13 protein-coding genes are annotated in these 15,784 nt (G+C 70.7%); 12 read left to right on the top strand and 1 reads right to left on the bottom strand.

What is annotated here, in order from left to right:
• Positions 1–111: 111 nt before the first annotated feature.
• From uvrA to SALPAC3_RS27485, 5 genes are all read left to right on the top strand, one after another.
• Positions 112–3,075: an excinuclease ABC subunit UvrA gene (gene uvrA, locus SALPAC3_RS0122145; protein WP_018223361.1), complete on the top strand. Its 2,964-nt coding sequence runs from the start codon at positions 112–114 to the stop codon at positions 3,073–3,075.
• A gap of 217 nt (positions 3,076–3,292) precedes the next feature.
• Entirely contained in the window at positions 3,293–3,787 is a 495-nt protein-coding gene (locus SALPAC3_RS0122150; protein ID WP_018811218.1) for a Rieske (2Fe-2S) protein, read from the top strand.
• Positions 3,788–3,882: 95 nt separating this feature from the next.
• Positions 3,883–5,880, top strand: coding sequence for an excinuclease ABC subunit UvrC (uvrC, locus tag SALPAC3_RS0122155; RefSeq protein WP_018223363.1), 1,998 nt, complete (start codon positions 3,883–3,885; stop codon positions 5,878–5,880).
• Positions 5,881–5,926: 46 nt separating this feature from the next.
• Positions 5,927–6,727 (top strand): alpha/beta fold hydrolase, encoded by an 801-nt coding sequence (locus tag SALPAC3_RS0122160; protein WP_018223364.1) that lies wholly within the window; start codon positions 5,927–5,929, stop codon positions 6,725–6,727.
• Between the two features lie 78 nt (positions 6,728–6,805).
• Entirely contained in the window at positions 6,806–7,081 is a 276-nt protein-coding gene (locus SALPAC3_RS27485) for a type II toxin-antitoxin system Phd/YefM family antitoxin (RefSeq protein WP_080635215.1), read from the top strand.
• On the opposite strand, the gene recQ is transcribed toward SALPAC3_RS27485, so the two are convergent.
• Entirely contained in the window at positions 6,999–8,840 is a 1,842-nt protein-coding gene (gene recQ / locus SALPAC3_RS0122165; RefSeq protein ID WP_018223365.1) for a DNA helicase RecQ, read from the bottom strand. The two genes, SALPAC3_RS27485 and recQ, sit on opposite strands and share 83 nt — an antisense overlap.
• A 265-nt stretch (positions 8,841–9,105) precedes the next feature.
• Here recQ and rapZ point away from each other — a divergent pair, with 265 nt between their 5' ends.
• From rapZ to secG, 7 genes are all read left to right on the top strand, one after another.
• Entirely contained in the window at positions 9,106–10,014 is a 909-nt protein-coding gene (rapZ, locus tag SALPAC3_RS0122170; RefSeq protein ID WP_018223366.1) for an RNase adapter RapZ, read from the top strand.
• Complete coding sequence (locus SALPAC3_RS0122175; protein ID WP_018223367.1) at positions 10,011–11,000, top strand: gluconeogenesis factor YvcK family protein; 990 nt, start codon at positions 10,011–10,013, stop codon at positions 10,998–11,000. Before rapZ ends, SALPAC3_RS0122175 begins: the two co-directional genes overlap by 4 nt.
• A 54-nt stretch (positions 11,001–11,054) precedes the next feature.
• Complete coding sequence (gene whiA, locus SALPAC3_RS0122180) at positions 11,055–12,035, top strand: DNA-binding protein WhiA (protein ID WP_018223368.1); 981 nt, start codon at positions 11,055–11,057, stop codon at positions 12,033–12,035.
• Between the two features lie 250 nt (positions 12,036–12,285).
• A complete protein-coding gene (gene gap / locus SALPAC3_RS0122185; protein WP_018223369.1) occupies positions 12,286–13,290 on the top strand; it encodes a type I glyceraldehyde-3-phosphate dehydrogenase in 1,005 nt (334 codons plus the stop codon).
• A 52-nt stretch (positions 13,291–13,342) separates the two neighbouring features.
• The gene (locus SALPAC3_RS0122190; RefSeq protein WP_018223370.1) at positions 13,343–14,542 is read left to right on the top strand and encodes a phosphoglycerate kinase; all 1,200 of its coding nucleotides are present in this window, start codon (positions 13,343–13,345) and stop codon (positions 14,540–14,542) included.
• Positions 14,543–15,334 (top strand): triose-phosphate isomerase, encoded by a 792-nt coding sequence (gene tpiA, locus SALPAC3_RS0122195; RefSeq protein ID WP_018223371.1) that lies wholly within the window; start codon positions 14,543–14,545, stop codon positions 15,332–15,334.
• A 96-nt stretch (positions 15,335–15,430) separates the two neighbouring features.
• Positions 15,431–15,691, top strand: coding sequence for a preprotein translocase subunit SecG (secG, locus tag SALPAC3_RS0122200; protein ID WP_018216261.1), 261 nt, complete (start codon positions 15,431–15,433; stop codon positions 15,689–15,691).
• Positions 15,692–15,784: the final 93 nt, after the last annotated feature.

A 15,784-nucleotide genomic window follows, 5' to 3' on the forward strand; every position in this document is an offset into this window, starting at 1 on the left:
GGGCGACACAACCGCACAGCGCGACCGCGTGGCCGTCATCCGGGTCAGACCTCCCGGGCGGGCCGTCGGGCGACAGCTGCCACCAATCCACACCCCGGGAGAACACGCACCGTGGTTGACCGACTCATCATCCGTGGCGCGCGCGAGCACAACTTGCGTGACGTCAGTCTCGATTTGCCGCGGGACGCACTCATCGTGTTCACCGGGCTGTCCGGTTCCGGCAAGTCGAGCCTGGCCTTCGACACGATCTTCGCCGAGGGGCAGCGGCGCTACGTCGAGTCGTTGTCGTCGTACGCGCGGCAGTTCCTGGGTCAGATGGACAAGCCGGATGTGGACTTCATCGAGGGGCTGAGCCCGGCCGTCTCCATCGACCAGAAGTCGACCTCGCGTAACCCCCGGTCGACCGTGGGCACGATCACTGAGGTCTACGACTACCTGCGCCTGCTCTTCGCCCGGATCGGCCAGCCGCACTGCCCGGTCTGCGGCGAGCGGATCTCCCGGCAGACCCCGCAGCAGATCGTTGACCGGGTCCTGGCCATGGCTGAGGGCACCCGGTTCATGGTGCTCGCGCCGGTTGTCCGGGGTCGTAAGGGCGAATATGTGGACCTCTTCGCCGAGCTGCAGGCGAAGGGCTACGCCCGCGCCCGGGTGGACGGGGTGGTGCACCCGCTGACCGAGCCACCGAAGCTCAAGAAGCAGGAGAAGCACACCATCGAGGTGGTCATCGACCGGCTCACCGTGAAGCCGTCCGCCAAGCAGCGGCTGACGGACTCGGTCGAGGCGGCGCTCGGGCTCTCCAGCGGTCTGGTGCTGCTGGACTTCGTCGACCTGCCCGAGGACGACCCGGAGCGGGAGCGCCGCTACTCGGAGCACCTGGCCTGCCCCAACGACCACCAGCTCGCGATCGAGGACCTGGAGCCCCGGGTCTTCTCCTTCAACGCCCCCTACGGCGCGTGCCCGGAGTGCACCGGCCTGGGCACGAAAAAGGAGGTCGACCCAGAGCTGGTGATCCCCGACCCGGAGCGCACCCTGCGGGAGGGGGCGATCCAGCCCTGGTCCGGCGGGCACACCCTGGAATACTTCCTGCGCCTGCTGGGAGCGCTGGGCGAGGCGGAGCACTTCGATCTCGACACGCCGTGGCGGGCGCTGCCGGCCCGGATCCAGAAGACGATCCTGCACGGCGCCGACGACCAGGTGCACGTGCGGTACCGCAACAAGTACGGCCGGGAACGCTCGTACTACACCGGCTTCGAGGGCGTGATGCAGTGGATCGAGCGCCGGCACTCGGATACCGAGTCGGAGTGGTCCCGGGAGAAGTACGAGGGCTACATGCGGGACGTGCCCTGTGCCGCCTGCGGCGGTGCCCGGCTCAAGCCGGAGGTGCTGGCGGTCACCGTCGCTGGTCGGAGTATCGCCGAGGTGTGCGGGATGTCCATCGGGGAGTGCGCCGAGCTGCTCGCCGGCGTCGAGCTGACCGATCGGCAGCGGCTGATCGCCGAACGGGTCCTCAAGGAGATCAACGCTCGGCTGCGGTTCCTGCTCGACGTCGGGCTGGACTACCTCTCCCTGGATCGCCCGGCCGGCACCCTCTCCGGGGGTGAGGCGCAGCGCATCCGGTTGGCCACCCAGATCGGTTCCGGCCTGGTCGGCGTCCTCTACGTGTTGGACGAGCCGTCGATCGGTCTGCACCAGCGAGACAACCACCGTTTGATCGAGACCTTGTTGCGCCTGCGCGGGCTCGGCAACACGTTGATCGTCGTCGAGCACGACGAGGACACCATCCGGACGGCGGACTGGATCGTCGACATCGGCCCGGGGGCGGGCGAACACGGCGGCCGGATCGTGCACAGCGGGTCGGTCCCGGCGCTGCTGGAGAACCCGGAGTCGATAACCGGGGCGTATCTCGCCGGCCGGAAGGAGATCCCGACGCCGGAGCGGCGCCGTCCGCAGACGCCGGGCCGGGAGCTGACGGTGCGGGGGGCCCGCGAACACAATCTGCGGAACCTGACCGTGACGTTCCCGCTCGGTCAGCTGATCGCCGTCACGGGGGTCAGCGGCTCCGGCAAGTCGACCCTGGTCAACGACATCCTGTACGCGGTGCTGGCCAACCAGATCAACGGGGCGCGGCTGGTGCCGGGCCGGCACACCCGGGTCGCCGGTCTGGAACACGTGGACAAGGTTGTCGGGGTGGACCAGTCGCCGATCGGCCGCACCCCGCGGTCCAACCCGGCCACCTACACCGGCGTCTGGGATCACGTTCGCAAGCTGTTCGCCGAGACGGTCGAGGCCAAAGTCCGGGGGTACGGGCCGGGCCGGTTCTCGTTCAACGTCAAGGGGGGCCGGTGTGAGGCCTGCTCCGGCGATGGCACTCTCAAGATCGAGATGAACTTCCTGCCCGACGTCTACGTGCCGTGCGAGGTCTGCAAGGGTGCTCGGTACAACCGGGAGACCCTGGAGGTGCACTACAAGGGCAAGACCGTCTCGGACGTGCTGGAGATGCCGATCGAGGAGGCGGCGGAGTTCTTCTCCGCCATTCCGGCCATCCACCGGCACCTTCGGACGCTGGTGGACGTGGGGCTCGGCTACGTCCGGCTGGGCCAGCCCGCGCCGACCCTCTCCGGGGGCGAGGCGCAGCGGGTCAAGCTCGCCTCCGAGTTGCAGAAGCGTTCTACCGGGCGGACGGTCTACGTGCTCGACGAGCCGACCACCGGGCTGCACTTCGAGGACATCCGGAAGCTGCTGATGGTCCTGGAGGGGTTGGTCGACAAGGGCAACACGGTGATCACCATCGAGCACAACCTCGACGTCATCAAGACCGCTGACTGGATCATCGACATGGGGCCGGAGGGTGGCCACCGCGGCGGCACGGTCCTCGCCGCCGGCACCCCGGAGGAGGTCGCCGAGGTGCCCGAGAGCCACACCGGCCAGTTTGTGCGCCAGGTGCTCAAGCTCGACGGTGCGGCGAAGGGCGCGGCGCAGGCCACCTCCCGGGCGGCCAAGGCCAACGGGGCGAAGACCCGCGCGGCCGGGGCGAAGACCCGTGCCCCACAGAGGGCCGCCGTCAAGGCTCGGTAACTGGCCTGCGTCACCGGTCCGGGTCACCCGAGGGCGACACGGACCGGTGAATGATCAGGGCGGCAAGGTGACCAGGACGGTGACCTTCGCCGGCCGGGTAGGGTCGCACGGGTGGCCCCGGGACGCGGACCGGGTGAACCGACGGGGTGCGTTGGTTTCGGGGGACCGACGGGGGCACACCATCATGGCGGTGGTCGTTGGCCGAGGAGACTGTGGAATGAGTGACGAGCAGACGGGGACCGGTGCGGGGGTCGGCACTGGCGACGGCGTACGGACCCGGCGGGCCGTGTTGGCCGGCGCAGGCGCGGTCGGCGCGGCGATGGCCCTGGCCGCCTGCGGCGACAACTCCACCGGCGAAGCCGAGGCCAGCCCTGGCCCGGCGTTGAGCGAGAGCGGCGACCCGGGTGGCGGCGATCGGGAGGGAGCCCAGTCGCTGGCCCGGACCAGTGACATCCCGGTCGGGGGCGGTGTCGTCTACGCCGCGCAGGGGGTTGTCATCACCCAACCGTCAGCGGGCGAGTTCAAGGGCTTCGACCCGATCTGCCCGCACCAGAACTGTCCGGTGGGGAACGTTGACGGTGGCACGATCAACTGCACCTGTCACGGGAGCAAGTTCTCGATCGAGGACGGTTCGGTGCTGACCGGCCCGTCCACCAAGCCCCTCGCCCCGCGGGATGTCAAAGTCAACGGCGACCAGATCTCGCTCGCCTGACCGGCGGCGGTCGGCCTGGTCGACCCCGGCCGGGGCCGACCAGGCCGGAGCTGGCGCGGACGGAGACTGTCGGAGCCGGCGACTAGGCTCGGAACGTGGCTGATCCCTCGTCCTACCGTCCCGCGCCCGGCACGATTCCGGAATCACCCGGGGTCTACCGGTTCCGTGACGGAACCGGCCGGGTGATCTATGTTGGCAAGGCGCGCAACCTGCGCAACCGGCTCAACTCCTACTTCGCCGACCCGGTCAATCTGCACCAGCGCACCCGGCAGATGGTCTTCACCGCCGAATCGGTGGACTGGATCTCCGTCGCCACCGAGGTCGAGGCGCTCCAGCAGGAGTTCACCGAGATCAAGCAGTACGATCCGCGGTTCAACGTCCGCTACCGGGACGACAAGTCCTACCCGTACCTGGCGGTCACCGTCGCCGAGGAGTTCCCCCGACTCCAGGTCATGCGGGGGTCGAAGCGCAAGGGGGTGCGCTACTTCGGGCCGTACTCGCACGCCTGGGCGATCCGCGAGACGCTCGACCTGCTGCTTCGGGTCTTTCCGGCGCGCACCTGCTCGTCCGGGGTGTTCAAGCGGGCCGGTCAGGTCGGCCGTCCCTGCCTGTTGGGCTACATCGACAAGTGCTCCGCGCCCTGCGTCGGCAGCGTCTCCGCCGAGGAGCACCGGGCGATCGTGGACGGCTTCTGCGATTTCATGGGCGGTCGGACCGACCTCATCGTCCGCCGGTTGGAGCGGGAGATGGCCGACGCCAGCGCGGCGCTGGAGTTCGAGCGGGCCGCCCGGCTCCGCGACGACCTGGCCGCCCTGCGCCGGGCGATGGAGAAACAGACCGTGGTCTTCGGCGACGGCACCGACGCCGACGTGGTCGCCTTCGCCGATGACCCGCTGGAGGCGGCCGTGCAGGTGTTTCACGTACGGGACGGGCGCATCCGCGGCCAACGCGGCTGGGTGGTCGAGAAGACCGAGGAGCTGACCATCGGCGACCTCGTCCACCACTTCTGCACCCAGGTTTATGGCGGGGAGCACGGTGAGGCCGATGTCCCCCGGGAACTGCTCGTGCCCGAGCTGCCCGCCGATGTCGAGGCGCTAGCCGACTGGCTCTCCGACCATCGCGGGAGCCGGGTGACGCTGCGGGTGCCGCAGCGTGGCGACAAGCGGGCCCTGCTGGAGACGGTCGCGCGTAACGCCACCGACGCCCTGGCCCGGCACAAGCTCAAACGCGCCGGTGATCTGACCACCCGGAGCAAGGCGCTCGACGAGATCGCTGAGACGCTGGGCCTGCAGACGGCGCCGCTGCGCATCGAGTGTTACGACATCTCCCAGATCCAGGGCACCGACGTGGTGGCCAGCATGGTGGTTTTCGAGGACGGGCTGCCGCGCAAGAGTGAGTACCGGCGGTTCATCATCCGGGGCGCCACCGACGACCTCTCGGCGATGTCGGAGGTGCTGCGGCGGCGGTTCGCCCGCTACCTGGACGCCCGGGCCGAGACGGGGGAGGCCGGTGTCGAGTCGGCCGGTGAGCCGGTCGCCCCGGCCGGGCCGGCCTCGACCGGGCCGGGCGCGCCCGACGAGCCGCGGGTCGGCACCCTGGTCGATCCGACGACCGGCCGGCCACGCCGGTTCGCCTACCCACCACAGCTGGTGGTGGTGGACGGGGGTGCGCCGCAGGTAGCGGCGGCGGCGCAGGCCCTCGCCGAGTTGGGCGTCGATGATGTGGCGCTGTGCGGGCTGGCGAAGCGGCTGGAGGAGGTATGGCTGCCCGACGACGACTTCCCGGCCATCCTGCCGCGCACCTCCGAGGGCCTCTACCTGCTGCAGCGGGTGCGGGACGAGGCGCACCGGTTCGCCATCACGTTCCACCGGCAGCGGCGTTCCCGGCGGATGACCGAGTCGGCGCTGGACCGGGTGTCCGGGCTGGGCGAGGTGCGGCGCAAGGCGCTGCTGCGGCACTTCGGCTCGCTGAAGCGGCTCTCCGCCGCCTCGGTGGAGGAGATCACCGAGGTCCCCGGGGTCGGCAGGCGCACCGCCGAGGCGATCCTCGCTGCGCTCGGCGGCTCTGCGGAGCCAGACGAACCACGCACGTAGCACCTGTTCAATCGGAGCGTTTCTGACAGAAGGGTACGGCACGGGCATGCTGAAGGTGACATCGGTGGACGGCACGGTGATCGCGTACGAACGCTGCGGGGAGCACGGCGCGGATCCGCTGATCGTGGTCGGCGGCGCCACCTGCGACCGGGCGAAGACCCGCCAACTGGCCGAGGGACTCGGCGCCCACCTGCCGGTCGTCAACTACGACCGGCGTGGTCGCGGCGACAGCGGCGACGTCAGCCCGTACGCCGTCGAGCGGGAGGTCGAGGATATCGCCGCCCTCGTCAACGACCTCGGTGCCGACGTCATCCTGTACGGGCACTCGTCCGGTGCCGCACTGGTGCTGCACGCCGCCGCGGCCGGGGTGCCGGCCCGGGCGATCGTGCTTCACGAACCACCCTTCGGCGCGGACACCGACGAGGACCGCCAGGAGGCCCGCGACTACGCCGAGGCCCTGACCACGCTGCTGGCGGAGGATCGACGCGACGACGCTGTGGCGCTGTTCTTCCAGACCACCGGCGTGCCGGCGGAGGCGGTGGCCGAGCTGCGCCACGAGCCGTGGTGGGCCGACGTGGTGGCGCTCGCGCCGACGCTCGCCTACGACTCGGCGGTCATGGGTGACCGCAGCCGTGGTGGCATCCTGCCGGTGGAGATCGCCGCCCGGGTTTCCGTGCCCGCGCTGGTGCTCAGCGGCGGCGAGAGCCCGGACTGGATGATCGAGGTGGCCCGCGCCGCCGCCGCGGCGCTGCCGCAGGGCACGCACCGGGTGCTGCCCGGCGAGGGTCACGTACCGTCGCCGCAGACCCTAACCCCAGTGCTGACGGACTTCATCGCCCGGTGCTGAACCGTCGCTGACGCCGGCACGGGACCTGCACACACCCGGCCAACGTGGGCCACGTGGGACGAGGTTGGGCGACGGAAGCTGCGGCAGAACGCCAGCGACCTGGTACGTCGGGCACGAGCGGGTGAACGCGTGACTATTACCGTCGCCGGTCGGCCAGCAGCCGTGCTCGGCCCGGTCGGTCCCCGCGCCCGGCATGGGTGGGACGACATGGCCAGCGTGTTCCAGCAACCCACGGGTCCTGGGTGGGCAGCGGATCGGCTGCCCACTTTGCTTAAGCAGGGTGTGGGGTGTCGGCGAGTACGGCCAACACCTGCTCGCCGTACTTCGCCAACTTCGCCTCTCCGACGCCACTGACCTGGGCCAGGTCGGCCAGGGCGGCCGGTGCGTCGGTGGCGATCTGCCGCAGCGTGGCGTCGTGGAAGATCACGTATGCCGGTACGCCCTGCTCCTTGGCGGTGGTGGCCCGCCAGGCGCGTAGCCGCTCGAAGGCCTCGGCGGCGGCCGGCGCCAGCTCGGCGACCACGGTGGCCGCGCCGCGCGGCTTCGCCGGGCGGGCCTTCCGGGCCGGTTCGCGGCGGAGCATGACGGTGCGGCGCCGGCCCAGCACCTCCGCGCTGGTGTCGGTGAGGGCCAGGGTGCCGTAGTCTCCCTCGACCGCCAGCAGCCCCTCGGCGAGCAGTTGCCGGACCACTCCCCGCCACTCCGTCTCGCTCAGCTCGGTGCCGATGCCGAAGACCGTCAGGGAGTCGTGCCGGTGCTGCTGGATCTTGTCGGTGGCGCGGCCGAGCAGGATGTCGACGCAGTGCCCGGAGCCGAAGCGTTGGTTACGTTCCCGGTCGAGCCGGTAGACCGTGGAGAGCAGCTTCTGCGCGGCGACCGTGCCGTCCCACGACTCGGGCGGCTGCAGGCAGGTGTCGCAGTTGCCGCAGGCGGCGGCGGTCTCGCCGAAGTAGTCCAGCAGCTGCACCCGGCGGCAGCGGACCGTCTCGCAGAGCGCGAGCATCGCCTCCAGGTGGGCGGCGAGGTTACGCCGGTGCGCCAGGTCCCCCTCCGAGGTGTCGATCAACCGGCGCTGCTGCACCACATCCGTCAGACCGTAGGCGAGCCAGGCCGTCGCCGGCAGGCCGTCCCGTCCGGCGCGGCCGGTCTCCTGGTAGTAGCCCTCCACCGACTTCGGTAGGTCGAGGTGGGCAACGAATCGTACGTCCGGCTTGTCGATGCCCATCCCGAAAGCGATCGTCGCGACCATGACCAGGCCGTCCTCGCGCAGGAAACGCTGCTGGTGCCGGGCGCGGGTGACCGCGTCCAGGCCGGCGTGGTAGGACAGCGCGGCAACACCGTTGTCGACCAGGAACTCCGCCGTCTTCTCCACGCTGGCCCGGGAGAGGCAGTAGATGATGCCGGCGTCTCCCGGGTGCTCGTCCCGGAGCAGAGCCAGCAGCTGCCGCTTCGGCTCCCGCTTCGCGGCGATGCGGTACTGGATGTTGGGCCGGTCGAAGCTGGCGACGAAGTGTCGGGCTGAGGTGAGCTGGAGCCGGGTGGCGATCTCGGCCCGGGTGGCGCTGGTCGCGGTGGCGGTCAACGCCACCCGGGGCACCCCCGGCCAACGTTCGTGCAGCATCGACAGGGCGAGGTAGTCCGGGCGGAAGTCGTGCCCCCACTGCGACACGCAGTGCGCCTCGTCGATTGCGAAGAGGCTGATCCGCCCCTGGTCGAGCAGGTGCTGCACGCCCCGGGCACCCAGGGCCTCCGGGGCGAGGTAGAGCAGATCCAACTCCCCGGCGACGAAGGCCCGCTCGACGGCACGGCGGGCGTCGAGGTCCAGCGTCGAGTTGAGGAAGCCGGCCCGGGCCCCGACCGCGGTCAGCGCGTCGACCTGGTCCTGCATCAGCGCGATCAACGGTGACACGACCACCGCGACCCCGTCCCGCAGCAGCGCCGGGATCTGGTAGCAGAGCGACTTGCCGCCGCCGGTGGGCATCAGTACCAGGGCGTCCCCACCGGCCGTCAGGTGCTCGATGACCTCCTGCTGGAAGCCCCGGAAGGCGTCGTAGCCGAAGACACGCCGCAGGGCTTCCAGCGCGGCGGGCTGCGGGTCGGTGGCGGAGGGCATGGGGCGCAGTCTACGAGTGGCCCCTGACGCGACGGTGCACGCCCGGGCCGTGCGGGGCCGGTGGCGGGGAGCCGCCGGACGAAACCTGGGTCGGGGTTACCGCAGCCGGCGTCACCGTCGGGTGTGACTGCGCCGCTGATGGGGCAGCGAGCTGTCTCGGTGTCGGGAATGTGACGCGGCGGATCTGGGTGGTTCGGCGGGTTAGAGTCGCTGTTCGAACCCGTGGCCCAGTTCGGGTCGCGGTGCCACAGGTTGGGGGTACCAGGTGATCGAGGGGCAGCCGAGCGTGCCGGAGGGGCTCGACCCGTCGGGCACCGACACCACGCTCGTGGTGGTGACCGGGGTCTCCGGCGGTGGGCGCAGCACTGTCGCCCGCGCCCTGGAGAACGTCGGCTACTACGTGGTGGACAACCTGCCCCAGGCGCTGATGCTGGACATGGCCGAGCTGGCGATGAAGGCCGGTGGCGCCGCCCGCCGTACGGCGATGGTGCTGGATGTGCGCTCCCGGGCCTTCTCCACCGACCTGGCCGGTGCGATCCGGGAGCTCAAGGAGCGGGGCTTCGCCCCGCGGGTGGTCTTTGTCGACGCCGACGACGAGGTGTTGATCCGGCGCTTTGAGAGCGTCCGGCGTTCGCACCCGTTGCAGGGGGAGGGGCGGCTCGCCGACGGCATCGCGGTTGAGCGCGGGCTGCTGGAGGGGGCTCGCGACCAGGCCGATGTGTTCGTCGACACCAGCCACCTCAACGTCAACCAGCTGCGTCGGCGGATCGAGGAGCTCTTCGGCGCCGAGGACGCCCGCCGGCTGCGGGTGACCGTGGTCTCCTTCGGTTTCAAGTACGGCGTACCGCCGGATGCCGACTTCGTCTGCGACGCCCGGTTCCTGCCGAATCCGTACTGGGTTCCGGAGCTGCGCGAGCACACCGGGCAGGTCGAGGCGGTCAGCTCGTACGTGTTGGGCCAGGCCGGCGCCGAGGACTTCGTGGCGACCTACGCCGACCTGCTCAACGCCACCACCGCCGGGTTCGAGCGGGAGGGCAAGCGGTACCTGACCGCTGCCGTCGGGTGCACCGGCGGCAAGCACCGCAGCGTCGCCATCGCCGAGGAGTTGGCCGCGCGGCTGCGCCAGACCGGCCTCGCCGCCAACGCCCAGCACCGGGACCTGGGGCGCGAGTGACGGCCATCCGGGTGGTCGCCTTCGGTGGTGGGCACGGACTCTCCGCTTCGCTGCGGGCACTGCGGCGTTGTGCTCCCGAACTCGACCTTGATCTGACCGCCGTGGTGACCGTCGGCGACGACGGTGGGTCCAGTGGCCGGCTGCGCGCGGAGCGGGGCGGACTGCCGCCGGGGGACCTGCGCCAGGCGCTCGTCGCGCTGGCCGGAGACCACCCCGCCACCAAGCGCAGCGCCGGGCTCTTCCAGCACCGATTCGGCGCGGTCCCGACCTCGACGATTGAGGACCGGGCGGCGGCGGGCGGACTGACCGGGCACGCCGTCGGCAATCTCGTGCTCTGCGGGCTGATGGAGTTGCTCGGCGACCCGGTGGCGGCGCTGGAGCATGCCGGCGCGATGTTGGGCACGGTCGGGCGGGTGCTGCCGATGTCCTGCGAGCCGGTCGGGATCGAGGCGCGGGTCCGGGGTGTTGACCCCGGCCGGCCGGCGGAGGTCAGCATCGTCAGCGGCCAGCATCAGGTGGCCGTCACCACCGGTCGGGTCGAGTCGCTGCGGCTGAACCCGGAGGCGCCGGCGGCCTGCCCCGAGGCGTTGGCCGCGATCGGCACAGCCGACTGGCTCCTCTTCGGCCCGGGCAGCTGGTATACGAGCGTACTGCCGCACCTGTTGGTGCCGGAGCTGGCCGCGGCCATCGCCGCGAGCCCCGCCCGCCGGCTGGTCACCCTGAACCTGGCCGCCGAGAAGGAGACGTTCGGGCTCTCGGTCGCCGATCACCTGGCCGAGCTGCGGTGGTACCTGCCGAAGCTGCGGGTCGACTGCGTGCTCGGAGACGTCAAGGCGGTGGGCGATCCCGCACCGGTCGAGCGTGCGGCAGAATCGCTGGGCGCTCGGCTGATCCTCGCCCCGGTCGCGGTCAACGACGGCACGCCCTGTCATGATTCGGCTGCTCTCGCCGCTGCTCTGGTGCCGGTCCTGGGCGCCGCTCGTTAGACACGTACGTAATCTCCGGCGACACGCCGGAACCGGTCCGTGAGAGGACGCACAATGGCGATGACGGCGGCGGTCAAGGACGAGCTGAGCCGGGTTGACGTGCCCAAGCCCTGCTGCCGGCGGGCGGAGATGGCGGCGCTGCTGCGCTTCGCCGGTGGGTTGCACATCGTCTCCGGTCGGGTGGTCGTGGAGGCCGAGCTGGATACTGGGGCGGTGGCCCGGCGGCTGCGGCGGGAGATCGCCGACGTCTATGGCTACCCCAGCGAGATCCATGTCCTCGCCTCCGGCGGCCTGCGCAAGGGCAGTCACTTCATCGTGCGGGTGGTCAAGGACGGGGAGTTCCTGGCCCGGCAGACCGGCCTGCTCGATGTCCGCGGTCGGCCGGTGCGGGGTCTGCCGCCGCATGTGGTGGCCGCCAACGTCTGCTGCGCGGTCTCGGCGTGGCGCGGCGCGTTCATGGCGCACGGTTCGCTGACCGAGCCGGGTCGCTCCAGTGCGATGGAGATCACCTGCCCCGGCCCGGAGTCGGCACTCGCCCTGGTCGGCGCGGCCCGCCGGATCGGCATCGCCGCGAAGAACCGCGAGGTGCGCGGCGTGGACCGGGTGGTCGTCAAGGACGGCGACGCCATCGCCGCCCTACTCACCCGGATCGGTGCCCACGCCAGCGTGCTGGCCTGGGAGGAACGTCGGGTCCGGCGGGAGGTGCGGGCCACCGCGAACCGGTTGGCGAACTTCGACGACGCGAACCTGCGTCGGTCGGCGCGGGCGGCGGTCGCCGCCGCCGCCCGGGTCACCCGTGCCCTGGAGATCCTCGCCGACGACGCGCCGTACCACCTGACCTCGGCCGGGCGGCTGCGGCTGGAGCATCGCCAGGCATCGCTGGAGGAGCTGGGCGCGCTCGCCGACCCGCCGTTGACCAAGGATGCGATCGCCGGACGGATCCGGCGGCTGCTCGCGCTCGCCGACAAGCGAGCCCGCGATCTCGGCATCCCGGATACCGAAGCGGCAGTCACGCCCGACATGCTCGTGGTCTGATAGGACGGCGGCGGGATCACCACCCGCCGGAGCAAGACCCCCCATGCTCGGATAGGGTCGCTGCGTACGGCAAGGGAGCCGGCACTCGGCACTCCTCGCCGTGCGCACCGCCTCGGGCGGTCGGTCCCTCGGACCGCGGCGGGGCGGCCGAGATGAACCGTCAAACGGCCGGTTCCACCGGCTGGCGCAGACTAGTCGCCGGCCCGTGGGTCATCACGCCGGCGGACTAGAACGCGAGGAGATGGGACCTGTGACCATCCGGGTTGGCATCAACGGCTTCGGCCGGATCGGCCGTAACTTCTTCCGGGCAGTGCTGGCGTCCGGCGCTGACATCGAGGTCGTGGCGGTCAACGACCTGACCGACAACGCGACGCTCGCCCACCTTGTCAAGTACGACAGCATCCTCGGCCGGCTGCCGCACGAGGTGAAGGCCAGCGCGGACGAGATCACCGTGGGTGGCAAGACCATCAAGGTGTACGCCGAGAAGGACCCGGCGAAGCTGCCCTGGGGCGAGGTGGGCGTGGACGTGGTCATCGAGTCCACCGGTCTGTTCACCGACGCCACCAAGGCGAAGGCGCACGTCGACGGCGGCGCCAAGAAGGTGATCATCTCCGCGCCGGCAAAGAACGAAGACGTCACCGTGGTGATGGGCGTCAACCAGGCGGAGTACGACCCGGCCAAGCACACCGTCATCTCCAACGCCTCCTGCACCACCAACTGCCTGGCGCCGATGGCGAAGGTCCTGCAGGACACGTTCGGCATCGAGCAGGGTCTGATGACCACCATCCACGCCTACACGCAGGACCAGAACCTCCAGGACGCTCCACACAAGGACCTGCGTCGGGCCCGTGCCGCCGCGCTGAACATCGTGCCGACCTCCACCGGTGCGGCGAAGGCGATCGGCCTGGTGCTGCCGGAGCTCAAGGGCCGGCTGGACGGCTACGCGCTGCGGGTGCCGATCCCGACCGGGTCCGCCACCGACCTGACCGTCACCGTCGGCCGGGAGACCACGGTGGACGAGGTCAACGCCGCGATGAAGGCGGCCGCCAACGGCCCGCTCAACGGTGTCCTGTCCTACAACGAGGACCCGATCGTCTCGGCCGACATCGTCACCGACCCGGCGTCCTGCATCTTCGACGCCCCGCTGACCAAGGTGATCGGCAACCAGGTCAAGGTCGTCGGCTGGTACGACAACGAGTGGGGCTACTCGAACCGCCTGGTGGATCTCGTGAAGCTGGTTGGTCAGTCGCTGTGAGTGCGCGTAGGCAGCTCGCGGGGGGCCTGGTGACGAAGGGAAGGTCGGTCCGGTGACTATCCGCACCCTCGACGACCTGCTCGCCGAGGAGGTAACGGGTCGGCGGGTGTTGGTCCGCGCGGACCTGAACGTCCCGCTTGACAAGCAGACCGGTCAGATCACCGACGACGGCCGGATCCGGGCCGTGCTGCCGACCCTGGGCGCGCTGGTCCAGGCCGGCGCGAAGGTGGTCGTCTGCTCCCACCTGGGGCGGCCGAAGGGCAGCCCCGACCCGGCGTTCAGCCTGCGTCCGGTGGCCGGGCGGCTCGGTGAGCTGCTCGGCGCGCCGGTCCACTTCGCCGAGGACACGGTCGGTGACTCGGCCCGGTCCACGGTGGCGGGTCTCGCCGATGGCCAGGTCGCTCTGCTGGAGAACCTTCGGTTCAATCCGGGTGAGACCAGCAAGGACGAGGCGGAGCGGGGCGCCTTCGCCGACCAGCTCGCCGCGCTCGCCGACGCGTATGTGGACGACGCGTTCGGCGCGGTGCACCGTCGGCACGCCAGCGTGTACGACGTACCGGCCCGGCTGCCACACGTGGCGGGCCGGCTGGTGCTGCGCGAGGTGGAGGTGCTCGGCGCCCTCGCCGGGGAGCCGGACCGCCCGTACGTGGTGGTGCTCGGTGGGTCGAAGGTCTCCGACAAGCTGGCGGTGATCGAGGCGTTGCTGCCGAAGGTCGACCGGTTGCTGGTCGGCGGCGGCATGTGCTTCACCTTCCTGAAGGCGCAGGGCCACGAGGTGGGCTCCTCGCTGCTGGAGGAGGAGATGGTCGAGACCTGCCGGAGCCTGCTGGAGCGCGCCGACGGCAAGATCATGCTGCCGGTTGACGTGGTGGTGGCGGATGCGTTCGCCCCCGACGCCTCACACGACACGGTGCGGGCCGACGGGATCCCCAGCAAGCGGGTCGGGCTCGACATCGGCCCGGAGACGGTGGCTGGTTTCGCCGCCGCGGTGCGGGACGCTCGGACGATCTTCTGGAACGGCCCGATGGGCGTGTTCGAGATGGCGGCCTTCGCGCACGGCACTCGCGGTGTCGCCGAGGCGATCGCGGAGTCGGACGCGTTCACCGTGGTCGGTGGCGGCGACTCCGCCGCCGCGGTGCGGGCGCTCGGCCTCGACGAGCAGGCGTTCAGCCACATCTCCACCGGTGGCGGCGCCAGTCTTGAGTACCTGGAGGGCAAGACCCTCCCCGGCATCGCGGCCTTGGAGAGCTGAATGGCCAACCCCACCCGCCGGCCGCTGATGGCCGGCAACTGGAAGATGAACCTCAACCATCTCGAGGCGAACCTGCTGGTGCAGAAGCTCGCCGCGAGCCTCACCGCGAAGCAGCTCACCGACGTCGAGACGGTGGTGCTACCGCCGTTCACCGACCTACGGACGGTGCAGACCGCCGTGGACGGGGACAAGCTGCTGGTGGGTTACGGTGCGCAGGACCTCTCGCCGCACGCGTCGGGAGCGCACACCGGTGACATCGCCGGGCCGATGCTGACGAAGCTGGGCTGCACCTACGTGGCGGTCGGCCACTCCGAGCGGCGGGCGAACCACCATGAGGATGACGCGGTCGTCAACGCGAAGGTGCAGGCGGCGCTCACCCATGGCCTCGCCCCGATCCTCTGCGTGGGGGAGGGGCTGGACGTTCGGGAGCAGGGCGGCCAGGTGGCGCACTGCAACGACCAGCTCGACGCCGCCCTCAAGGGGCTCTCCGCCGAGCAGGTGACCCAGGTTGTCGTCGCGTACGAGCCGGTCTGGGCGATCGGCACCGGCAAGACGGCCACCCCGGAGGACGCCCAGGAGGTCTGCGGGGCGCTCCGTGAGCGCCTTGCCGGGCAGTTCGGCCAGGAGACGGCCGACCAGGTGCGGATCCTGTACGGCGGGTCGGTCAAGTCGTCGAACGTGGCGGCGATCATGGCTCAGCCAGACGTGGATGGCGCCCTTGTCGGCGGCGCCAGCCTGGACGCTGAGGAGTTCGCGAAGATCTGCCGGTTCCCGGAGCACACCACCGGCTGACCGCTTCGCTATCCTTGACTCCGCCCGTCCGCCGGTCGGTGCCACCGTGCCCGTTCTGCTCGGGCGAGGATCGCAACGAGAGGACTGTCCCCCGCCATGCCGATCTGGTTCGCGTACACGTTGATCGTGTTGCTGGTCATTACGAGCGTCATGCTCACCCTGCTGATCCTGCTACACCGGGGTAAGGGCGGTGGGATGTCCAGCATGTTCGGCGGCGGGGTCAGCTCCAGCCTGGCTGGGTCGTCGGTCGCCGAGAAGAACCTGGACCGCTACACCGTTCTGGTGGGCATTGTCTGGTTCGCCTGCATCGTCGGTCTTGGGCTCTGGCTGCGACTTCAGCAGGCCAGTGTCGGCTGAGCCCAGCACCTAGAGTCAAAACCGCGCGCGGTTCCTCTTCGGACGGGCCGCGCGCGGTTTGTTTTCCCAACCCGCCGCAGCTGCCGGGGCGTC

This window comes from Salinispora pacifica DSM 45544, assembly GCF_000378845.1.
GTDB classification, from domain to species: domain Bacteria; phylum Actinomycetota; class Actinomycetes; order Mycobacteriales; family Micromonosporaceae; genus Micromonospora; species Micromonospora pacifica.